Annotated in this window: 15 protein-coding genes and 2 pseudogenes; 7 read left to right on the forward strand and 10 right to left on the reverse strand. The window is 73.4% G+C overall.

The features are described 5' to 3' along the window. Positions 1–101: 101 nt before the first annotated feature. A complete protein-coding gene (locus tag ACTWJ9_RS21635) occupies positions 102–1,553 on the forward strand; it encodes a S28 family serine protease (RefSeq protein ID WP_388702442.1) in 1,452 nt (483 codons plus the stop codon). Between the two features lie 31 nt (positions 1,554–1,584). Here the strand turns inward: ACTWJ9_RS21635 and ACTWJ9_RS21640 are convergent, their stop codons facing one another. The 3 genes from ACTWJ9_RS21640 to ACTWJ9_RS21650 form a co-directional block, all read right to left on the reverse strand. Continuing rightward, positions 1,585–2,229 carry a hypothetical protein gene (locus ACTWJ9_RS21640; protein WP_388702443.1) on the reverse strand — a complete coding sequence of 215 codons (645 nt, stop codon included), beginning with the start codon at positions 2,227–2,229 and terminating at the stop codon, positions 1,585–1,587. Positions 2,230–2,435: 206 nt separating this feature from the next. Next, positions 2,436–4,319, reverse strand: a complete 1,884-nt coding sequence (locus ACTWJ9_RS21645) for a glycoside hydrolase family 3 protein (RefSeq protein WP_443294637.1) — start codon at positions 4,317–4,319, stop codon at positions 2,436–2,438. A gap of 322 nt (positions 4,320–4,641) precedes the next feature. Next, the gene (locus tag ACTWJ9_RS21650) at positions 4,642–5,610 is read right to left on the reverse strand and encodes a LysR family transcriptional regulator (RefSeq protein WP_388702445.1); all 969 of its coding nucleotides are present in this window, start codon (positions 5,608–5,610) and stop codon (positions 4,642–4,644) included. A gap of 144 nt (positions 5,611–5,754) precedes the next feature. Between ACTWJ9_RS21650 and ACTWJ9_RS21655 the strand changes: the two genes are divergently transcribed. Continuing rightward, positions 5,755–6,726, forward strand: coding sequence for an EamA family transporter (locus ACTWJ9_RS21655; protein WP_443294638.1), 972 nt, complete (start codon positions 5,755–5,757; stop codon positions 6,724–6,726). On the opposite strand, the gene ACTWJ9_RS21660 is transcribed toward ACTWJ9_RS21655, so the two are convergent. The 3 genes from ACTWJ9_RS21660 to ACTWJ9_RS21670 all read right to left on the reverse strand — a co-directional run bounded on the left by ACTWJ9_RS21660 (position 6,710) and on the right by ACTWJ9_RS21670 (position 9,527). Next, entirely contained in the window at positions 6,710–7,510 is an 801-nt protein-coding gene (locus ACTWJ9_RS21660; RefSeq protein ID WP_388702447.1) for a sugar phosphate isomerase/epimerase family protein, read from the reverse strand. The two genes, ACTWJ9_RS21655 and ACTWJ9_RS21660, sit on opposite strands and share 17 nt — an antisense overlap. 71 nt (positions 7,511–7,581) lie before the next feature. Further along, complete coding sequence (locus tag ACTWJ9_RS21665; protein WP_443294639.1) at positions 7,582–8,178, reverse strand: dihydrofolate reductase family protein; 597 nt, start codon at positions 8,176–8,178, stop codon at positions 7,582–7,584. 302 nt (positions 8,179–8,480) lie between these two features. Further along, the gene (locus tag ACTWJ9_RS21670) at positions 8,481–9,527 is read right to left on the reverse strand and encodes a LacI family DNA-binding transcriptional regulator (protein WP_279335897.1); all 1,047 of its coding nucleotides are present in this window, start codon (positions 9,525–9,527) and stop codon (positions 8,481–8,483) included. A gap of 299 nt (positions 9,528–9,826) precedes the next feature. Between ACTWJ9_RS21670 and ACTWJ9_RS21675 the strand changes: the two genes are divergently transcribed. From ACTWJ9_RS21675 to ACTWJ9_RS21685, 3 genes are read left to right on the forward strand one after another with little or no spacing between them, the layout of a single operon-like run. Continuing rightward, positions 9,827–10,978: a Gfo/Idh/MocA family protein gene (locus tag ACTWJ9_RS21675; RefSeq protein ID WP_387038124.1), complete on the forward strand. Its 1,152-nt coding sequence runs from the start codon at positions 9,827–9,829 to the stop codon at positions 10,976–10,978. Further along, on the forward strand, positions 10,975–12,126 hold the full coding sequence (locus ACTWJ9_RS21680) for a dihydrodipicolinate synthase family protein (protein WP_443294640.1): 1,152 nt from the start codon (positions 10,975–10,977) through the stop codon (positions 12,124–12,126). Before ACTWJ9_RS21675 ends, ACTWJ9_RS21680 begins: the two co-directional genes overlap by 4 nt. After that, the gene (locus ACTWJ9_RS21685; protein WP_443294641.1) at positions 12,123–12,956 is read left to right on the forward strand and encodes a sugar phosphate isomerase/epimerase family protein; all 834 of its coding nucleotides are present in this window, start codon (positions 12,123–12,125) and stop codon (positions 12,954–12,956) included. The genes ACTWJ9_RS21680 and ACTWJ9_RS21685 overlap by 4 nt, the downstream gene beginning before the upstream one ends. A gap of 910 nt (positions 12,957–13,866) precedes the next feature. On the opposite strand, the gene ACTWJ9_RS21690 is transcribed toward ACTWJ9_RS21685, so the two are convergent. After that, complete coding sequence (locus tag ACTWJ9_RS21690) at positions 13,867–14,436, reverse strand: TetR/AcrR family transcriptional regulator (protein ID WP_387038118.1); 570 nt, start codon at positions 14,434–14,436, stop codon at positions 13,867–13,869. A gap of 103 nt (positions 14,437–14,539) precedes the next feature. On the opposite strand from ACTWJ9_RS21690, the gene ACTWJ9_RS21695 reads away from it, so the two are divergent. Beyond that, the gene (locus tag ACTWJ9_RS21695; RefSeq protein WP_443294642.1) at positions 14,540–15,448 is read left to right on the forward strand and encodes an alpha/beta hydrolase family protein; all 909 of its coding nucleotides are present in this window, start codon (positions 14,540–14,542) and stop codon (positions 15,446–15,448) included. Positions 15,449–15,564: 116 nt separating this feature from the next. On the opposite strand, the pseudogene ACTWJ9_RS21700 reads toward ACTWJ9_RS21695, so the two are convergent. Next, positions 15,565–16,083 (reverse strand): annotated as a pseudogene (locus ACTWJ9_RS21700) (Tn3 family transposase); the annotation flags it as partial. Between ACTWJ9_RS21700 and ACTWJ9_RS21705 the strand changes: the two are divergent. Beyond that, positions 16,060–16,173, forward strand: a pseudogene (locus ACTWJ9_RS21705) (sugar phosphate isomerase/epimerase); the annotation flags it as partial. The pseudogenes ACTWJ9_RS21700 and ACTWJ9_RS21705 overlap by 24 nt on opposite strands. 53 nt (positions 16,174–16,226) lie before the next feature. On the opposite strand, the gene ACTWJ9_RS21710 reads toward ACTWJ9_RS21705, so the two are convergent. Next, positions 16,227–17,639: a DUF6177 family protein gene (locus ACTWJ9_RS21710; protein ID WP_443294643.1), complete on the reverse strand. Its 1,413-nt coding sequence runs from the start codon at positions 17,637–17,639 to the stop codon at positions 16,227–16,229. After that, a complete protein-coding gene (gene eccCa, locus ACTWJ9_RS21715; protein ID WP_443294644.1) occupies positions 17,636–21,622 on the reverse strand; it encodes a type VII secretion protein EccCa in 3,987 nt (1,328 codons plus the stop codon). Before eccCa ends, ACTWJ9_RS21710 begins: the two co-directional genes overlap by 4 nt. Positions 21,623–21,654 lie beyond the last annotated feature (32 nt).

Here is a 21,654-nt window from a genome sequence, read left to right on the forward strand (position 1 = left end):
TTTTGTCCCCTCCGTGCACAGGGTTTCCCCCATGTCCCCTGGTGCTCGGGCGAGTCGGTCCGCTACCTTCCGGCGCACATCTGTCTCACAGGGGAGTGCGCATGCGCAAGGCGCTCAGATGGCTGCTGGCGCTCACGGTGCTCATAGGCACACTGAGTACGGCCGGGGCGGCCACCGCCGCCGAGCCGGAGGCCACCGGCACCATCGGCACCACCGGCACCACCGACATCAAGGAGAGGCTGCTCTCCGTACCGGGCATGAGCCTGGTCGAGGAGAAGCCGTACACCGGTTACCGCTTCTTCGTCCTCACCTACACCCAGCCGGTCGACCACCGCAGGCCCTCCCGGGGCACGTTCCAGCAGCGGATCACCGTGCTGCACAAGGACGTCGCACGGCCGACCGTCTTCTTCACCGGCGGCTACCACGTCTCGACCACGCCCCGCCGCAGCGAGCCCACCCAGATCGTGGACGGCAACCAGGTCTCCCTGGAGTACCGCTTCTTCACCCCGTCCCGTCCCGAGCCGGCCGACTGGTCCAAGCTGGACATCCGGCAGGCCGCCGACGACCAGCACCGCGTCTTCACGGCGCTGAAGGGGATCTACTCCAAGAAGTGGATCTCCACCGGCGGCTCCAAGGGCGGCATGACCGCCACCTACTACGAGCGTTTCCACCCGCACGACATGGACGGTGTCGTCGCCTACGTCGCCCCCAACGACGTGGTGAACAAGGAGGATTCCGCCTACGACCGCTTCTTCGCGAAGGTCGGCACCAAGGAGTGCCGCGACCGGCTGAACGCGGTGCAGCGTGAGGCGCTGGTGCGCCGGGCACCGCTGGTGAAGAGGTACGCGGCCCTCGCCGCCGAGGACGGCTACACCTTCGACACCGTCGGCAGCCTGGACCGCGCCTACGAGGCGGTCGTCCTCGACTACGTCTGGGGCTTCTGGCAGTACGGCACGGTGGCGGACTGCGAGCAGATCCCGGCGGACGCGAAGAACGCCACCGACGACGAGATCTGGACCTCGGTCGACACGATCTCCGGCTTCTCGTTCTACACCGACCAGGGCCTCAGCCCGTACACGCCGTACTACTACCAGGCCGGTACGCAGCTCGGCGCGCCGACCGTCAACTTCCCGCACATCGAGAAGAAGTACGTCCGTTACGGCTACCAGCCGCCCCGCAGCTTCGTCCCCCGCTCGATCCCGATGAAGTTCGAGCACCGGGCCATGCGGGACGTCGACACCTGGGTGCGGCACCACGCCCGGCAGATGCTGTTCGTCTACGGCGAGAACGACCCGTGGGGCGCCGAGCCGTTCCGGCTCGGGCACGGCGCGCGCGACTCCTACGTGCTGACCGCCCCCGGCATGAACCACGGCGCCAACGTGGCCGGTCTGGCCGGGGAGGAGAAGGCGCTGGCGACGGCCCGCATCCTCGACTGGGCGGGCGTCGCGCCGGCCGCGGTCCGGGAGAACCCGGCCGAGGCGAAGCCGCTGGCGGCGTTCGACGCCGAGCTGGACCGGCGGGACGTCGAACGCGAGCCGGCCCTGCGCCCGTAGGGGCGCGGCCGGTAGGGACGCGCCAGGCGGCTCACACCGGGCGGGCGCAGCCCACCGGTGTGGAGCCGCCGAGCCGGACGAAGAGGGCCGTGGACGCCGGGCACCGTGACTTGGCGTCCACGGCCTCGGTCACCTTGTACTCCGGCTTGTGCTCCCCCTCGCCGTCACAGGCCGTCTCGCGGACCTTCCCGTCGGGCAGCCCGTAGACGCAGTCGCCGACGACGGTGCGCGGTCCGCCCCCGCCGCCGGGATCGCCCGGGTGCGGCGGCTGGAGGTTGCGCATGCAGGCGTAGCCGCGCGGCACCACCCCGTCGCCGTCCTCGTCGAAGGAGGGGTGCTGCTCGCTGATGTGCAGCACGAAGTCCGTGGTGGCCGGGCAGCGCGGCCCGTCGCGCACGGTCCCGTCGTGGCGGGCGACGACCCGGGCCGCCGCCCGTTCACCGTCGCAGGACACCTCGGTGAAACTGGTCCGGCCGAACGAACTGCACTCGTCGACGTCGAGGAACACCGCCCCGAACCCCGAGGTCCGGGCGGGCGTGGGCGGTACCGGGGAGGACGTCCGAGGTTCGCCCGGGCGGCCGTCCTCCCCGGTACCGCCGAGCGCGCTCTGACATCCGGTCGACAGCGCCGTGACAAGGGCGGCGAGCACGCACACCGCTCCCAGGGAACTCCTCATGTGCGACACCATCCCCCGAAAATCCCCGTCCAGCGTGACCGGCCGGGGCGGGTCACGCCAGACATACGGGATGGTTTGCGCATGTCGGTGACGGTGTGTCGGGTGTGTGGCGTACGGGCGCTACGTCCGCGCGCCCGTACGCGTCCGTACGCCTCCGTACGGGGGCCGAGCCCGTACGGGTCGGCCGCTCCGTACGGGTCGGCCGGTCAGTACGTCAGGCCGTGCCCGACGGGGTACAGCACCGTCGACGGGTCGTCCGCGCGCTGCACCGGCACCGGCAGCTTCCCGCGCGGCTCCACCTTGCCCGCGATCACCCGGGCCGCCGCCCGCAGTTCGACGTCGGTCCAGGAGTACGTCGCCAGGTACGCCGGTACGGCGGGCAGGTGGGCCACGTCGTACGGGTTGCGGACCGCCACCGCGACCACCGGCCGGCCGGTCGCCAGGAGTTGCTCGACCAGGGTCCGCTGGCTGCTGCCCGCCGAGACGTTGTACGTCCCGACGACCACGGCGTCCGCGTCCCGCGCGGCGGCCACGGCCCCGGCGATCGTCGCCGCGGACGGTGCCGTCCCGGTGGACAGGGCGGTGGCCGTGAAGCCCAGCTCGGTCAGCGCCCGGGCGAGCACCCCGGTCGGCGGACCCGTCGTACCGGACGGGGAGGCCGGGTCGGCGCCGACCACCAGCAGCTTCGGCTGCCTGCGCCGGGACAGCGGCAGCAGGCTCTTCTCGTTGACCAGCAGGGTGGTGGTCCGTTCGGCGATCCGGTCGGCCGCGGCCAGGTGCGCCCGGGTGCCGACCGTGCGGTCGACACCCGCCCGGCTGACGTACGGGTCCTCGAACAGGCCCAGCTTCGCCTTCAGCCGCAGCACCCGCAGGATCGATGCGTCGAGCCGCTCCTCGGTGAGCTCGCCGTCCCGGACGGCCTTCAGGACGGCGTTCCACGCCACGTCCAGGGAGGGCGGGTTGAGCAGCTGGTCCACGCCCGCCTTCAGCGCCAGCACCGGCACCCGGTCGTCGCCGTACTTGGTCCGTACGCCCTCCATGCCGAGGGAGTCGGTGACCACGACCCCGTCGTAGCCCAGTTCCTCGCGCAGGATGCCGGTGAGGATGGGGCGGGAGAGGGTGGCGGGGTCCTCGGAGCCGTCGAGCGCGGGGACCATCAGATGGGCCGTCATGATCGAGTCGATGCCCGCGGCGATCGCCGCCCGGAACGGCGGCGCGTCCAGCCGCTCCCACTGCTCACGGCTGTGGGTGATCACCGGGAAGCCGGTGTGGCTGTCGACGGCGGTGTCGCCGTGCCCGGGGAAGTGCTTGGCGGTCGCCGCGACCCCCGACCGCTGGAACCCGGAGACCTCGGCCGCGACCATCGCCGCCACCGCGTCCGGCTCGGAGCCGAAGGACCGTACGCCGATGACCGGGTTGGCCGGGTTGACGTTCACGTCGGCCACCGGGGCGTAGTCCTGGCGGATGCCCAGGGCGCGCAGTTCCCGCCCGGCGATCCGGCCCAGGGTGCGCGCGTCGGAGCGGGAACCGCCCGCGCCGATCGCCATCGCCCCGGGGAACAGGGTCGCCGGCTCGCCGACGCGGGCGACGATGCCGTGCTCCTGGTCGGTGGAGATGAGCACCGGCAGCCCGCGCGGCAGGCCGAGGGACGCCTTCTGGATGCCGTTGGAGAGCCCGGCGATCTGGTGCGGATCGCGGGTGTTGTGCGCCCAGGCGAAGTAGATGATGCCGCCGACCCGGTACCTCTCGAGCAGCTCGGCGGCCGTGCGCACGCCGATCTCCTCGAGGTTGGCGTCGATGTCCGCCTGGTCGGGGTCGGTGGCGGAGTGACCGTAGACGCGCATCACGAACAGCTGGCCGACCTTCTCCTCCAGGGTCATCCGGGAGACGAGGGCGCGGAGCTTTCTGTCGTCGGGGGAGCCCGGGGAGCCGGCGGGCGCGCCGGCCGCGTGCGCGGTGCCGCCGGCCGCGAGGGCGGTGGTGACGCCCGCGGTCGCGGCGAGGACGGTACGTCTGGACGGACGGGCGGTGCCTGCCGTGCTTTCCGTGCCTGCTGTGTTTCCCGTGTTTCCCGTGCTGCTGTCGGGCACGTGCGCTCCTTTGGGAGGTGGTACGCGGCGGAATCTGCTGAAGGAAACTTCCAGGACGCCACCAATATCCGGGAAGTTTCTGCCAGTCAAGGGAGTGCGCGGCACGGGTGAGCGGACGACACGGGGGAGGGGCCGCCACCGGCGCGCTGGGAGGGGGCGCGCGCCGATGACGGCGGTGCTGCCGGCCGCGGTGCGGCGGAGAGGGTGGGTCGGCGATCGCAGCCGGCAGCGAGGGCCGACACCGCACCACGGAGACTCGTCCGGCAGTCCGGGCATTGGACGGGACGGAGCGGTCGGGGGTTCCGGGGTGCGGGCGGGAATCTCAGGTCGGGGCGGACGGTGTGCGAGCGGCCGCCGGGGACGGAGGGGACGCGGGGGGCCGGTGGGCCGCGATGCCGGGCCAGTGGGCGCGCAGGGTGCGCACCGTCTCCGCGATCGCCGGACGGCGGGCCGCGCCGGTGCGCCACAGCGCGTACACGTGCCGCACCGGCATCGGGTCGAGCGGCACCTCCACCACCCCGTCGGGCAGCGGACCACGTCCGAGCCGGGGGATCAGCGCGATCCCGAGCCCGGCGGCGACCAGGGCGACCAGGGTCGGGTTCTCGTCCGCCTGGTGCACGATCTCCGGCTCGTGCCCGGCGGTCCGGAGGGTGCGCACCAGCCACTCGTGACAGACCCGCCCCGGCGGCTGGCAGATCCACCGCTCGCCGCCCAGCTCCTCCCGCCGTACCGCCGTGCCGCGCTCCGCGAACGGATGCCCGCTCGGCACCAGCAGATCGCACAGGTCGTCCCCGACGACCACCTGCTCCACGCCGGCCGGGGCGGGCAGCGGTGCGATGTCCCAGTCGTGCGCGACGACGAGGTCGACCGCCCCCTTGGCCACCAGGTCCACGGACAGGTGCGGGTCGACCTCGGTCAGCCGGGCGTCGAGCGCGGGATGGCGCACGGCCAGATCGGCCAGTACGGACGGCATCAGTCCGCGCGCCGCCGACGGGAAGGCCGCGACGGTCAGCCGCCCGGACGGCACTCCGCGCCGCTCCTCCAGCTCGGTCTCCGCCCGCTCCACGATCGCCAGCAGCTCCTGTGCGGTGGCGACGAGGTGGTGGGCCGCGTCGGTCAGGCGCACGCCCCGGCCCTCCCGCTCCAGCAGCACGGTCCTGGTCTCCCGCTCCAGCTTGGCGATCTGCTGGGAGACGGCCGAGGAGGTGTACCCGAGCGCCACGGCGGCGGCTCCGACGGTGCCGTGGACGGAGACGGCGTGCAGGGCGCGCAGGCGCTGGAGGTCGAGCATGACGGCTTCCTGACCGGTGGGCGGGACGGGCGGCGGGCGGTGGGCGGGACGGGCGGCGGACGGTGCGATCGGTAAGCGGTGCTTCATCCCACCATGCAGGAATCGTCGCTGGTACTGAAGGGTTCCGCCGGTGATCCTCGACGTATGCGACCTTCCCACGTCCTGCTCGCCGTTCTCGTCACCGCCGTCTGGGGCGTGAACTTCGTCGTCATCGAGATCGGCCTCGACCACTTCCCGCCGCTGCTCTTCTCCGCCCTGCGCTTCCTCGCGGCGGCCCTGTCGGCCGTGTTCTTCGTCGGGCGCCCCCGGGTGGCGTGGAAGTGGATCGTGGGGGTGGGGCTGGCCCTCGGGGTGGCCAAGTTCGGGCTGCTGTTCGTCGGCATGGACGCGGGCATGCCGGCCGGGCTGTCCTCCCTGGTGCTGCAGATCCAGGCGGTGTTCACCGCTGTCATCGCCTTCCTGGTGCTCGGCGAACGGCCCGCGGGGGTCCGGCTGGTGGGCATGGCGGTGGCCCTGGCCGGGATCGGCGTCGCCGCCGTCGACGAGGGCGCCTCGGGACCCCTGGGCGCGTTCGCCCTGGTCGTCGCGGCGGCGGCCTGCTGGGGCGTCTCGAACGTGCTGACCCGCAGGGCCGCGCCCGACGACGCCCTGAACTTCATGGTCTGGGTGAGCACGGTGCCGGTGCTGCCGCTGCTGGCGTTGTCGCTGCTGCTGGAGGGCCCCTCGCGGGACCTGGCGGCGCTGGCCTCACTGGACCGGCGGGGGGCGGGCGCGCTGCTGTTCGTGGCCTGGGGCGCCACCGTGTTCGGCTTCGGGGCCTGGGGGTGGCTGCTGCGCCGTCACCCCGCGTCGACGGTGGCGCCGTTCTCGCTGCTGGTGCCGGTCTTCGGGATGTCGTCGGCGGCCCTGTTCCTCGGCGAGCCGGTGACACCGCTGCGGTGGTGCGCGGCGGCGCTGCTGGTGGGGGGCGTGGCGCTCGCGTCGGTCACCTGGCCGGGGCGGGGCACGGAGCGGAGGCCGGAGCGGGACGCGGTGGCACCGGGCGGCCGGCGGGAGGAATCCGCCGGCCGGGGGAGCGGGTCCGCCGGCCGGGAGCCGGTCAGGCCGATTCGTTGAGGAGGCGGGAGAGGTGGGCGTGGCCGGGGCCGAGCAGGCCGGGAAGGTCGGCGGCCCGCTGGTACCAGCGCTTCTCGTACTCCCAGCAGAGCCAGCCGTCCCAGCCGTGGCGGGAGAGGACCTCCACGCAGTCGGCCAGCGGCAGGATGCCCTCGCCGAGGGGGAGCGGGGTGGTGTCCTCGGCGGAGGCGATGTCCTTGACCTGGACGTAGCCGAGGTGGGGGGAGAGGGCCGCGAAGCTCTCCACGGGCTGCTCGCCGCCCAGCCAGGTGTGCATCACGTCCCAGAGGGCGCCCACCTGCCGGTGGCCCACGAGGCCGAGGATCCTTATCGCGTCGGCGCCGGTGCGGTGGGAGTCGTGGGTCTCCAGCAGGATGCGGACGCCGACGTCACCGGCGTACCGGGCGGCCGTGCCCAGGCGCCGGGCGGCCGCCCGGTCGGCCTCCTCGGGGGTCTGCTCGGGGGTGCCGCCGGGGAAGACCCGGATGTAGGGGGCGCCCAGGTCGCGGGCGAGGCCGAGGAGGGCGCGGATCTCGTCGACGACGGGGCCGTCCTCGCCCGGCGCGGCGACTCTGACGTATCCCGCGACGCTCAGGACCTCGACGCCGGCCGCCTTGAACCGGGCGGCGACCTCGACCCGTTCCTCGGGGGTGAGGCCGGGGTGGACCGGTTCCTCGGGGTGGGCGCGCAGTTCGACGCCGTGGTAGCCGTGCGCGGTCGCGAGGCGGAGCACGTCGGTCACGGGCAGACCGGGGACACCGAGGGTGGAGAACGCCAGCTTCATGTCCACGGACCTACCCGCGACATCCGTTGGCGACTCCCCCTCGTCCCCCCGATCCCCCGCGCGGGTCCGTGTCAGGCCCCGCCGGCCCTGTGGTAGACGCACACCTGGGCACCCGACTTCGCGGTGGTCGCCCGCACCAGCTCGAACGGGCGCTTCGCGCCGTCGACGGGGAAGATCGACTTGCCGCCGCCCAGGATCACCGGCATGACGACGAGCTGCAGCTCGTCCACCAGGTCCTCACTCAGCAGGGTGCGGACGAGGGTGGGGCTGCCCATCGTCGCGAGGTCGCCGCCCTCGGCGGCGCGCAGCTCCCGGATGCGGGCGACGGCCTCCCTGCCGGGGACGAGCCGGCTGTTGTTCCAGGTCAGGTCGGACTCGGTCAGGGTGTCGGAGACGACGTACTTCGGCAGGCCGTTGATCCGGTCGGCGAAGGGGTCCCCGGCCCGCTCGGGCCACGCCGCGGCCATCGTCTGCCAGGTGCGGCGCCCGTACAGCAGCGCGTCGGCCTTCTCCAGCGTGGCGTCGAAGACGCCGCCGAGGACCTCCGGGTCGAAGTACGCGTGCGACCAGCCGCCGTGCCGGAAGCCGCCGTCGGTGTCCTCCTCGGGTCCGCCGGGGGCCTGCACGACACCGTCGAGACTGATGAACTCGGTGATCACGATACGCATGGCTGGTGCCACTCCTCCTGCGCGTCCTGCGCGCCTGTTCGCCGGGGCGATGACGGAAGGACAGACCGGCCCCACCGGCGGAACTCATCGCTCCCCCGGAAACACCGCCGACACACCCGACGAGCCCCGCGCACCCGACGGGTCCCGCACACTCGACGGGCCCCGTACACATGATGGGTCCCGCATACTCGACGGGCCCCGTACACACGATGGGTCCCGCACACTCGACGGGCCCTGCACACTCGACGGGCCCCGTGCACCCGACGCATCCCGTACACGCGGCGGGACCCGCGTGCCCCCGCTCACCCCCTGGGCGGCCCGGAGGACCCCCGTACCATCAGCTCGCCCCGGATGGACGCGATGTCCCCGGGCGGCGGCTCCTCGCGGCCCATCGCGATCCGGCCGGCCCGGGCCCCCGCCTCGGCGAGCGGCAGCCGTACCGTCGTCAGGGCGGGCACCGCGTCGATGCTGAACGGCAGGTCGTCGAAACCGGCGACCGAGACGTCGTCGGGGATCGTCCGGCCGGAGTCCCGCAGCGCCGCGCACGCGCCCAGCGCGACGGAGTCGTTCGCGGCGACCACGGCGGTCAGCGCGGGGTCCCTGCGCAGGAGTTCGAGGGCGGCCTCGTAGCCGGACCGGCGGTCGTAGCGGCCGTGGACGGTCCAGCGGGGGTCCTCCTCGATACCGTGCGCGGCGAGCGCGGCCCGGTGCCCCTCGAGGCGGTGGCGCGTGGTGGTGCGCTCCCGCGGGCCGGCGATGTAGCCGAGGCGGCGGTGGCCGAGCCCGATCAGGTGCTCGGTGAGCTCCCGGCCGCCGCCGCGGTTGTCGAAGGTCAGCGCGATCGCCCCGGTGTCCGGCGCCGGCGGCCGGCCGCACAGCACCACCCGGGTCCCGGCGTCCGCCAGCTTGCGCAGCTTCGCGTCCATGGCCGCCCGGTGCGGGGCGTCCTCGATGGCGCCGCCGGTCAGCACCACCGCCGCGGCCCGCTGCCGCTGCAGCAGCGTCAGGTACGTCAGCTCGCGCTCCGGGGTGCCGCCCGTGTTGCACACGACCGCGAGTCTCTCCCCGCCCGCACGCCCGCCCGGACCCCCGATCTCGGACTGGATCGCGCTCGCCATGATCCCGAAGAACGGGTCGGCGATGTCGTTCACCAGGATGCCCACCAGGTCGGAGGTGGCGGCGGCCAGGGAGCTCGCGGGGCCGTTGAGCACGTAGTCCAGGTCGTCCACGGCCTTCAGCACCCGCTCGCGGGTGGAGGCGGCCACGGGATAGTTCCCGTTCAGCACGCGCGACACCGTCGCGGGGGAGACCTGCGCGCGGGCCGCCACGTCCGCCAGGGTCACCGTCATGTCTCGTCCTCCGGTCGCGCAGGTCGTCTCGTCGTCGTCCACGCCGGGCCCCTCGCCGTGGTTCCCGGGGCGCCCGTCGAGCAGACCCTATGGCCCCACGCTCCGTTGTTCGCCCCCTCGAACAAGTCGGGTTCTCCGTGCTCTTGTCCGGACCGCCGTTCAGAGGCTAGCTTCTAGCTACATAGAAAGCGCTTGCTGTGGCGTTCACCAGTCCCCGCGCCCCCGGCCGCCGATCGCCGGCCGGTGCGTGACGGGTGGGGCGTGCGCGGCGCGCGGGGACCGCGTACGAAGGGAACGACGTGACACGCAAGACGGTGCGTATCGCCATGAACGGTGTGACGGGGCGGATGGGCTACCGGCAGCACCTCGTCCGCTCCATCCTGACCCTGCGCGAGCAGGGCGGCCTCGACCTCGGTGACGGCACCGTGCTGTGGCCGGAACCGATCCTGGTCGGCCGCCGCGAGCACGCGCTGCGCGCACTGGCCGAACGGCACGGCCTGGAGCACGTCTCCACCGACCTGGACGCCGTGCTCGCCGACGAGAGCGTCGACATCTACTTCGACGCCCAGGTCACCTCCGCCCGCGAGGAGGCCCTCAGGAAGGCGATCGCGGCCGGCAAGCACCTCTACACCGAGAAGCCGACCGCCACCGGCCTCGACGGCGCCCTGGAACTGGCCCGGCTGGCGAACGCGGCCGGCGTCAAGCACGGCGTCGTCCAGGACAAGCTCTTCCTCCCCGGCCTGCTCAAGCTGAAGCGCCTGATCGACGGCGGCTTCTTCGGCCGGATCCTGTCCGTGCGCGGCGAGTTCGGCTACTGGGTCTTCGAGGGCGACTGGCAGGACGCCCAGCGCCCCTCCTGGAACTACCGTGCCGAGGACGGCGGCGGCATCGTCGTCGACATGTTCCCGCACTGGGAGTACGTCCTGCACGAGCTGTTCGGCCGGGTGAAGTCCGTCCAGGCCCTCACCGCCACCCACGTCCCGCAGCGCTGGGACGAGAACGGCAAGCCCTACGACGCCACCGCCGACGACGCCGCCTACGGCGTCTTCGAGCTCGACGGCGGCGCGATCGCCCAGATCAACTCCTCCTGGGCGGTCCGCGTCCACCGCGACGAACTCGTCGAGTTCCAGGTCGACGGCACCGAGGGCTCCGCGGTCGCCGGGCTGCGGGGCTGCCGCGTCCAGCACCGCTCCGCCACCCCGAAGCCCGTGTGGAACCCGGACATCCCCGCCACCGAGACCTTCCGCGACCAGTGGCAGGAGGTCCCGGACAACGGCGAGTTCGACAACGGCTTCAAGGCCCAGTGGGAGCTGTTCCTCAAGCACGTCTACGCCGACGCCCCCTACCACTGGGACCTGCTGGCCGGCGCCCGCGGCGTCCAGCTCGCCGAGCTGGGCCTGAGGTCCTCGGCCGAGGGCCGCCGCCTCGACGTACCGGAGATCATGCTGTGAGCATCCGACTCCCCGCACCGGACGGGTCGTTGCGCACGTACGAACCTCGCACCGACCCCCTCGCCCTCACCTCCGGAGCCCCCTTCAGCTCCCGTACGGTCTTCTCCGCGGCGCACGTCGTCGCCGACCCGTACGCCGACACCACCCCCGACTCGCCCGCCGCCGTCGACTGGGACGCCACCCTCGCCTTCCGCCGCCACCTGTGGTCGCACGGGCTGGGCGTCGCCGAGGCGATGGACACCGCCCAGCGCGGCATGGGCCTGGACTGGGCGGGCGCGGCCGAACTGATCCGCCGCTCCGCCGCCGAGGCGAAGGCCGTCGGCGGGCTCATCGCCTGCGGCGTCGGCACCGACCAGCTCGCCTCCGGCACCCTCGCCGAGGTGCGGGCGGCCTACGAGGAACAGCTCGCGCTCGTCGAGGAGTCCGGCGCGCAGGCCATCCTGATGGCCTCCCGCGCCCTGGCCGCCGCCGCCCGCGGCCCCGAGGACTACCTGGAGGTGTACGGCCACCTGCTGCGCCAGGCCGCCGAACCGGTGATCCTGCACTGGCTCGGCCCCATGTTCGACCCGGCACTGGAGGGCTACTGGGGCTCGTCCGACCTCGACGCGGCCACCGACACCTTCCTGGAGGTCATCGCCGCCCACCCCGACAAGGTCGACGGCATCAAGGTCTCGCTGCTCGACGCCCAGCGCGAGATCGACCTGCGCCGCCGCCTCCCGCAGGGCGTGCGCTGCTACACCGGCGACGACTTCCACTACCCCGAGCTGATCGCGGGCGACGACCAGGGCTTCAGCCACGCCCTGCTCGGCATCTTCGACCCGCTGGGCCCGCTGGCGGCGGAGGCGGTGCGTGTCCTCGACACGGGGAACACGCAGGGCTTCCACGCCCTCCTCGACCCCACCGTCGAACTCTCCCGCCACCTCTTCCAGGCCCCCACCCGCTTCTACAAGACGGGCGTGGTCTTCCTGGCCTGGCTGGCGGGCCACCAGAGCCACTTCACCATGGTCGGCGGCCTGCAGTCGGCCCGCTCCCTGCCGCACTTCGCCCACGCCTACGAACTCGCCGACACCCTCGGCCTGTTCCCCGACCCCAAGCTCGCCGAGGAACGGATGAGGACCCTGCTGCACCTGTACGGAGTGACCCCATGACAGCCGACCTCGCGCGTTTCAGCATCAACCAGATGACGGTCAAGCAGCTGTCCCTGCCGGAACTCGTCGACGCCTGCCGGAACCTGGGCGTCCCCGGCGTCGGCCTGTGGCGCGAGCCCGTCCAGGCGTACGGGCTCGACGCGGCCGCGAAACTGGTCCGGGACGCGGGCCTGACGGTGACGACCCTGTGCCGGGGCGGCTTCCTCACCGCCCTCGACCCCACCGAGCGGGCCGCCGCCCTCGCCGACAACCGCCGCGCCGTCGACGAGGCGGCCACGCTCGGCACCGACACCCTGGTCCTGGTCTCCGGCGGACTCCCGGCCGGCTCCAGGGACCTGCGCGGCGCCCGCGAACGCATCGCGGACGCCCTCGCCGAACTCGGCCCCCACGCCGAGGAACACGGGGTGAGACTGGCCATCGAACCCCTCCACCCCATGTACGCCTCCGACCGCTGCGTGGTCTCCACCCTCGCCCAGGCCCTCGACCTCGCCGAACGGTTCCCGGCCCGGCAGGTCGGCGTCACCGTCGACACGTACCACGTCTGGTGGGACGACACGGCGCCCGCGCAGATCGCCCGCGCCGGCGCGCAAGATCGCATCCACACCTTCCAGCTCGCCGACTGGACCACCCCGTTGCCCGAGGGCGTCCTCAACGGCCGCGGCCAGATCGGCGACGGCGCGATCGACATGCGCGAGTGGCAGGGGTACGTGGAGACGGCCGGCTACACCGGTCCGATCGAGGTGGAACTCTTCAACGACGCCCTGTGGGCCCGCGACGGACGGGAGGTACTGGCGGAGACGGCGACCCGCTTCGCCGAGCACACCGCCTGACGCCGTGGTGGGGGCGCGTACGCCCCCAGGCCCGATACGGACCTGCCCTCAGGAGGTCGCACTCTCCTGGGGGCCGGGCCCATACCCGGCAGGTGGGGCGCCCGGACGCTCGGCCACCAGCGCCAGCCACCCGTCCGTACCGTACGGTGCCGGCGGGTCGACCAGTGGGTCTGCGTGGCGAACGGTGGAACCCGGTCGGATTCCTTCAGCGGCGTACGGCGGTGGTCCGGCCGTCGAAGGTGATGTCGAAAGCTTGGAGTGCGGCATTCCGGCCCTCACGTCCGGTGCTGGTCGGGTCCCGACTCATGACGACCAGGTGCGACCTCTCGCCTTCGCGTCAGTACGCGACCCCTCTCTCGCAGCCTTGACCGAGACGCCCGCTTTGCCGGGTCAGGCTGGAAGGGCGGGACAGGAGTACACCCGGCATGGCCGGCACCGCCCCCCGTAGCTCCGGACCGGATCCGGCGCCCCGTCCGAAGCGGCGGACGTTCTCCGCGGAGTACAAGCTGCGGACCGTCGCCGAGTACGACGCCGCCCCGACCGGGAGAAGGGCGCGATCCTGCGGCGTGAGCGGCTGTACCACGCTCATCGTCGGACTGCTGAGTGATGCTCTGGAGCAGTGGTATCAGGGTTCCTGCGACGGTCGACAAGGTGCTCTGCGGCATCCGCCGGGCTGCCGAGACCGAGTTGACGCGGTGATGATTCGGCAGCGGCAGGATCTCGGAGGCCTGGCGGGTGCCGCGGACGCGGTGGAGCAGTGGTGTGACGGGACAGGACGCGCGCGGGCGCCCTCCAGGGCGCCGCTACCAGTCGGTGGGCAGTGGACGCAGCCGTGGTCCACGCCGCGACTTTGCGCAGTGGACGGAGACCGGCGTGGCGGGTGCGGGCGGCACGGGCGCCGGGCCTGTTGTCATGCCGTGTTGCGACATCCGGTGAGGAGGAGGGCGACCATGCGCTTGGCGTCGGCCTGATCGTAGTCGGGGCCGGTGATGCAGAGGTTTCCGATGGCGCGCATGAGCGTGTAGGCGGGGACACCGGGGCGAAGTTCGCCGTCGGCGGCGCAGGCGTCCAGCAGCGTCGCGCAGGCCGGGACCAGGGTGTCGAGCATGAGGACGTGGAGGTTCTCCAGCCCCGGATCTTCGGACCCCAGCGCCGCGCCGAGGCCGTGCTTGGTCACCAGGAAGTCCACGAACGCGTCCGTCCACAGGGTCAGTGCGGTGAACGGCGAGGCGGACTCCTCGAGGAGCCGGGGCGCGAGAGCAGCGCAGGCGTCGATCTGGTGCCGATAGGCGGCGGTGACGAGGTCCGCGCGGGTCGGGAAGTTCCGGTAGACCGTGCCGACACCGACGCCGGCGCGTTCGGCGATGTCGCGGACCGGCGCCTGGACGCCCTGCTCGACGAAGACCGCCGCAGCAGCCTTCAGTACGCCGCTGCGGGTGCGCTGCGCCTGTGCTTGGCGTACCCCGACCGACTTCGGCACGGATGACTCCCTTTACTCGCGGAACAATGTTCCGCTAAGTTGGCGGAACGTCGCTCCGCCAAAGTATGGCAGAGCTGCTCCGCAGAGAAAGCACAGGTCTCTCATGTCCTCCCGCCCCCTCGGCCACCAGATCGTCTCGGTCAAGCCCATCCCCGTTCCCGCGCCTGGCCGCGGCATCGACCTGCAGGTGAAGGTCACCGCTCCCCGGTCGGGCCAGAACCTGCCCGTGATCGTTTTCTCCCATGGCAACGGGTGGTCCCTGGACGGGTACGAGCCCCTCGTCGACCGGTGGGCCGCCGCCGGATTCGTCGTGGTGCAGCCCACCCACCTGGACTCCCGCCGCAACGCCATCGGCTGGGACGACCCGCGCTTCGCCACCATCTGGCGCGTGCGGATAGCCGATCTCCACGCGATCCTCGACAACCTCGGCGACATTCTGGCCGAGGCGGGCCTGGGGATCCGCGTCGACCGTGAGCGTATCGCCGTGGTCGGCCACTCCTGGGGCGCCCAGACCGCGGGCGCCATCCTCGGTGCCCGCGTACTCGACGCCGACGGCGTTCCCGGCGAGGACTTCTCCCACTCCGCGGTGTCGGCCGGCGCGCTGATCGCCGCGACCGGAACCGGCGACACCCTCACCCCGTTCGCCGCCGAGAACCTCCCGTTCATGAAGCCGGACTTCTCCACCATGGCCACCCCTGCCCTGGTCATCGCGGGCGGCAAGGACCAGTCGCAGCTCTCCACCCGGGGGCCGGAGTGGTTCACCGACGCCTACCACCTCAGCCCGGCCCCCAAGAGCCTGCTCACCTTCGCCGAGGCCGAGCACACCATGGGCGGCATCGCCGGCGAAAGCCTCGCCGAGACCACCGACGAGGACCCCGCCCGCGTCGTCCTCCTCGCCGACGCGATCTCCGGCTACCTCCGCGCGGCCCTCGGCTTCGACGACGCCGAGTGGACCGTCCTCGGCAGCACCGCCGAGGACGGCGACGGTACGTGGAGCATCGCCGGCAAGTAAGCCCAGCCCTGCAGTCGGAGGGCGCCCGGCGCCGAACAGTCGAGTAGAAGAACGCCCCGGTCCGACCGGCGAGGGGGCGGCGGTGCTCGAAGCCCCTCCCTCGCCTCTGCTGACACCTCGGTCCGCTCCGGGTCGCGCAGCGGCCGCAGTCCGCCGGGCAGCTCGGGCAGGAGGAACGAGTACCGGCCGAGCATGCCGACGTGGTGCCGCACAAACGGGGAGAGCCGGGCGACGTCCTCGTCCCGGACCTCGTGGCCGTCGGCACGGAGCTGGGTGACGGGGGCGTCCATGTACCGGGTGTTGAACAGGACCAGGGCGTTGAGGACGAGTCCGAGGGCGCCGATCTGGTCCTCCCTGCCGTCCTGGTAGCGCTGGTGGAGCTGTCCGGCGCGGCCGTGGAAGATCTTCCGGGCGAGCGCGTGGCGGCCTTCCTGGAGGTTGGCCTGCACCTTGATCTGCCTTCGGTGGCCGGGCTCGTCGGCCAGGCGCAGGATGTGCAGGGTCTTCGCGACCCGCCCGTAGTGCGCGATCGCGTCGCCGAGCGGGGTCGGGCGCCCGTCGCGAGAGAGCATCCGGATCACGTCGTACGCGCGGACGGCCCCGGTGTGGATGGAGCCGATGATCCGCTCGAGGTCGAGCTGTTCAACGAGGTGCTGTGGGCCCGCGACGGACGCGAGGTCCTGGCGGAGACGGCCCGGAGGTTCACGGAGCACGTCGAGCCGTGAGCCGTGAGCGGCGCCCCGGGCCCCGGGTGCCGTGGCCCGGGTCCCGCGCGCCGTCAGGTTTCCGTCCCCGTTCCCTCTCCCGGCACACCGGTCCGCAGGTGCGCCGCCAGGCGGTGCAGCGTGCCGAGGGCGCCGGCGTCCGACCCGTCCCCCAGCGGATAGTGCAGGGCCGGCTCGGAGGCGGGCCCCAGGGCGACGGGCCGTACCGCGACGGGCGGGCGGCGGGCGTGGGTGAGTCCGATGCCCCGCACGTCGCGCGCGCCCAGGGTGAAGGCGACCGGGACGGTCGGCGCCTGGAGCACGGGTGCCGTGGTGAGGTCGCGGGGGGCCCGCCGCAGCGAGGTCAGCATCGTCGTCAGGCCGTGTTCGGCGACGAGGGTTCCGGCGAGGGGCGTGATCGCCTCCAGGGGCGGTTCCTCGTCCTCCCCGTACCCGAGGGTGAGCGTCACGTCCTGTTCGACCCCGGCGGTCGTGCGCGTCACCCGGATCCACGCCAGTGCGGGCCGGCCGGGGTGCCCCGTCACGAGCAGATGGGTGGGCTCGGGGGCCCGGTCGCGGGCCAGATCGGTCAGCCGGCGCGGCGACCAGGGCAGGTTGACGGGTTCCGCGGTACCCCAGCCGGCCGGGGCGGAACCCGTGAGCGCCCGCCAGGCCGTCTCGAGCGCCTTGCCCAGGACGATGTCCTCGTGCGCGGGGAGCGTCGTACGGAACGCCACGACGAGCTGCCGGTCGCTCGACGGGGACGTCCGGCCGAACGCCTCGGCGACCGGAGCCGTGCCGTCCGCCCCGAGCGCGGGCGCGAACGTGCCGTCCCGCCAGCGCAGCACCGCCCCGGACAGTCCGTCGTAGTAGCCCTGTGCCGGGTCCTGGACGACCCAGCGGCCCGGCACCTGGAGGAGGGTGGCGCGGGCCGGGGCACTGAGCCGGACGTGCGGCGGGGTGACGATCTGCAGGGCCCGGCCCGACTCGGACGTGCCGCGCAGCACCTCGGAGAGCCAGGTGGTCAGGGCCAGGACGGGCCGGTCGGACAGGACGACGGACGTGGTGTCGGTGAGGACGTCCACGACCGGCTGCCCGTCGTCCGGCGCGACGGCCGCGCGCACGTCCACGACCTCGGTGCCCGCCGTCCCGGGCCAGGTGCTGCCGCCCAGCAGCAGGGCGAGCCGCCCGCACACCGATCCCGCCAGCCGCTCGGCCCCGGGCACGGCGCCGGAGGCCCGGGCCTCGGTCCACCAGAACGGCACGGGCACCTCCCGCCCGAGCAGCCGTTCGGCCTCCCCGGGGACCTGGACCAGCAGCGGGGCCTCCACCGACACGAGGGGCCTGCCGTCCGGGGCGCACAGCCGCAGCACGGCGCCCCCGGAACCGGCGGTGACGCCCGCCTCGGGGCCGGCCGCGTACAGGCCGGCCAGCAGGGCCCAGGTGTCCGGCATCCTCGGGGTGAGGGCGATGACGTCCTTGGTCATGACGCTCCCTCCTCCCCGGCCCCGGCCAGCGCGGTCTGGACGAGCTGGTGGCGCCGGCCGCGGCGGACCAGGGTGCCGCGGCCGGGCGGTTGCGGGGAGGCGTACAGGCCGGGGAAGAGCTGCCCCTCGGTGCGGTCGCCGTCCATCACCAGGGCGGTGGTGCCCGTCTCGCGCAGGGTGGTCAGCAGCGGCTCGTACAGCGCGCGGGAGGCCCCCGCGGTACGGCGCGCCAGGACGAAGTGCAGGCCGATGTCCTGCGCGGAGGAGACGTACGGCAGGAAGGGCGCGAGGGGCTGCTGTCCGGCGGTGGTGAGGATGTCGTAGTCGTCGACGAGGATGACGATCCGCGGGCCCCGGAACGCGGGTTCGCCGGTCTCGGGTGCGTCCGGGTCGGCGGTCTCCGGCAGCCGCTTGTCGAGTTCGGCGGCGATGCCCGTGGAGAGGGCGGCGGCGAGGGTGGCGTTGTGGGCGTAGCCGCCCCGGTACGGCTCCGGGACGACGCCGCGCAGGCCGCGGCGCGGGTCGAAGACACCGAAGACCAGCTCGTCGTCGGAGTACCGCTCGACGAGCCCGGCGACGACCAGCTTCAGCAGGTTCGTCCTGCCGCACTCGTTGTCGCCGAGGACCAGCAGGTGCTGGTCACCGCCGAAGAGGTCGAGCAGCACGGGGGCGAGGGCGTCCTGGTCGAGGCCGAGGGGGATCCGCCGCGGTTCGGCGGCCGGTGAGGGCAGCCGGGACGCCGGCAGCCGGGCCGGCAGCACCCGCACCGGGGCGGCGGGTTCGCCGTGCCAGGTGGCGCGGACGGTCCGGGCCGCCTCGTCCAGGGCCGGGCCCAGGTCGCCGGTCGTGGGCGAGCCGTCGATGCGGGGCAGGGCGGCCTGCGCGAACAGCTTGCCGTCGGTGAGCACCCGGCCGGGCACGTCCGGCGCGAGGGTCCCGGAGAGCTTGCGGTCGACGGAGGAGTCGGCGGGGTCGTTCAGGCGCAGTTCGACGCGGGTGCCGAAGAGCGACTGGGTGGCGATGCGGACGTCGTTCCAGCGCAGCATGCCCGCCACCACGTGGATGCCGTAGCCGCCGCCCCGCTTCAGCAGGTCGGCGACCGGCTCGTCGAGGTCGGCGAAGTCGTCGCGCAGCGCGCCGAAACCGTCGACGACGAGGACGACGTCGGTGGAGCCGAGCTGCTCCAGCCGGCCCTGGGCGCGGAGCCGGCGGAGCTGGTCGACGGAGTCGATGCCGTGCTCACGGAAGACCGCCTCGCGCTCGTCGAGCATGGCGCGCACCTCGGCCACCGTACGGGCCGCGCGCTCCCGGTCGGCCCGCCCGGCGATCCCGCCGACGTGCGGCAGGGCGGCCAGCGCCGACAGACCGCCGCCGACCAGGTCCAGCCCGTACACGGCGACCTCGCGGGGCGTGTGGGTGACCGCCAGGGACAGCACGAGGGTCCGCAGAAGTGTGGTCTTGCCGGACTGGGGGCCGCCGATCACGGCCGCGTGACCGCCGGCCGTGGTCAGGTCCAGCTCCCACCGGCCCTGCCACTGCCGGGCCGGGTCGTCGAGCACACCGAGCGGCACCCGCATCCCGCCCGTGGCGCGCGCCAGGTGCAGCCCGCGCTCGGAGACCCGGACCGGTCCCGCGGCCGCGTCCAGGGTGACGGCGTCCGGCAGCGGGGGCAGCCAGATGCGGCGCACGGCGGGCGCTGCGCCGGCAAGCCCGCCGACCATGAGGGACAGGACGGTCGGGCCGGTCTCGCGGCGGGTGGCGGAGGGTTCCTCCTCCGGCTCCTCGTCCCGCTCCGCGGTGTTGTACGCCGGGTAGGGCAGGGCGAGCGGCTCCTCTTCGCGCCGCTCGCGCGCCGCCGGGCCGCGGTGGGCGCCGGAGACGTACCCGGCCTTGAACCGTTCGTAGGTGGAGGTGTCGACCTTGAGGTAGCCGAAGCCGGGCAGCGGCGGCAGGTGGAAGGCGTCGGTGGTGTCGAGGACCGTGCGGGACTCGTCGGCGGAGAAGGTCCGCAGCCCCAGCCGGTACGACAGGTAGGTGTCCAGGCCCTTGAGCTTGCCGCCCTCGATGCGCTGGCTGGACAGCAGCAGGTGGACGCCGATGGAGCGGCCGATGCGCCCGATGGACAGGAACAGGTCGATGAAGTCCGGCTTGGCGGTGAGGAGTTCGCCGAACTCGTCGATGACGACGAACAGGTGCGGGAGCGGTTCGAGGTCCGGCCGCTCCGTGGCGCGCAGCACCGCGTAGTGCCCGATGTCGGCGACGTTGCCGGCGTCCTTCAGGACCTGCTGGCGGCGCTTGACCTCGCCGGCGAGGCTGGTGTGGACGCGTTCGACGAGCCCTGCCTGGTTCTCCAGGTTGGTGATCATCCCGGCGGTGTGCGGGAGTTCGGCGAAGGGGGCGAAGGTGGCGCCGCCCTTGTAGTCGACCAGGACGAGTGCCAGCTCCTCCGGGGAGTGGGTGGCGGCCAGGGCGAGGACGAGGGTGCGCAGCAGCTCGCTCTTGCCGGAACCGGTGGCCCCCACGCACAGTCCGTGCGGGCCCATGCCGAGCTGGGAGGACTCCTTCAGGTCCAGCAGAACCGGTTCGTGACGGGCCGTCAGGCCGATGGGCACGCGGAGGAATTCACGTTCGCCGCGGGGCTGCCACAGGGTGGACAGGTCGAGGTCGGCGGGGTCGGCGATGCCGAGGAGCGCGGGGAAGTCGACCGGACCGGTGACGGGGCTTCCCTCGGCGACGGACTCCGGCGACAGCCGCAGCGGGGCCAGCAGCCGGGCGACGCCCTCCACCCCGGCCGCGGTGACCGGGTCGACGGCGCCCTCGGCGGCGGAGGAACCGCGCACGTCCTCGACGGCCACCTGCTCGCCCCGGACGGTGAGGCGCACGCTCACCTCGTCCGGCTCGTGCACCTGCTCCTGGAGGAGGTGCACCACGGTGACCCCCATGTCCGCCAGCCCGACCGCCGAGTCCGGGCGGGGGAGCTCGGCGGCCGGCTCACCGTGGGCGTCGACGACCACCAGCAGCCGGCCCGCCAGCCGCAGCGCGCTCCGGTCGGCCAGCCCGCGCCGCACCTCCGCCGCGTACGCGGACCGCCGGCCCAGCTCGTGCCGGAGCCCTTCGGCAAGCTGCCGGACATCGGGCGCGATACGGCGGGCGGCCACCGGACCGTCGTGCGCCTGCGGATCCAGCACGTGGGGCAGCCACTTCGCCCACTCCCACTCGGCGAGCCGCTCGCCGGGCACGGCCAGGGCGAGCGCGACGTCGTCGGGAGCGTGCGTCACCGCCGTCTGCGCCAGCAGGGCCCGGACGACCCGCAGGACGTCCTCCCGGTCGCCGACGACGCTGACGTTCCCCGCCCGGTCCAACGGCACCGTCAAGGGCACGTCGGCGGCCGTCGCGAACCGGCGCTGCAGGGCGCGCGCCTCGTTGAGCATGAACGGGTCCGGCGGCGTCAGCACCCCGCCGGCGCCGCTCTGCTGGATCTCCGGCTCCTGAGCCGGTACGTCACCGAGACCGACCCGTACCCGCAGGAAGTCGGCGTCCCGGCGGCGCCGCTCCCATAGCCGGGCGGGGTCCCGCACCAGGTCGTACAGCGCGTCCGGCGGCGGGTTCAGCTCCTGCTCCGCATCCCGCAGCCGGCGCTCCGCGACGCCGAGTTCCTCCCGCAGTTCCTCCAGGTACTCCAGGTAGCGCTCACGCTGGGTGCGCCGGGTGCGCTGCGCCTTGCCCCGCTGCGACAGGAACAGCGCCACCGCGCCCAGCAGCGCGAAGACCAGCACGACCGCGCCCACCACCGCGAACCGGCTGTTGCGGATCACGGTCATCATGACCACGGAGCCCATGACGCCGGCCATCGGCAGCAGCGCGGTGGCCGCGTTGCCGATCTTCCCCTCGGGAAGGTTCGGCGGGGGCTCGATCGTGCGGGGCCGGGCGGGTTCCGGGGGGCGGGTGCTGCGGGCGGGCCGATGGACGATCTGCAGGGTCACGGGCGGACTTCTCCGAAGCGAGTCGTGACGGA

This window comes from Streptomyces sp. GDS52, from assembly GCF_052246875.1.
GTDB lineage: Bacteria > Actinomycetota > Actinomycetes > Streptomycetales > Streptomycetaceae > Streptomyces > Streptomyces cathayae.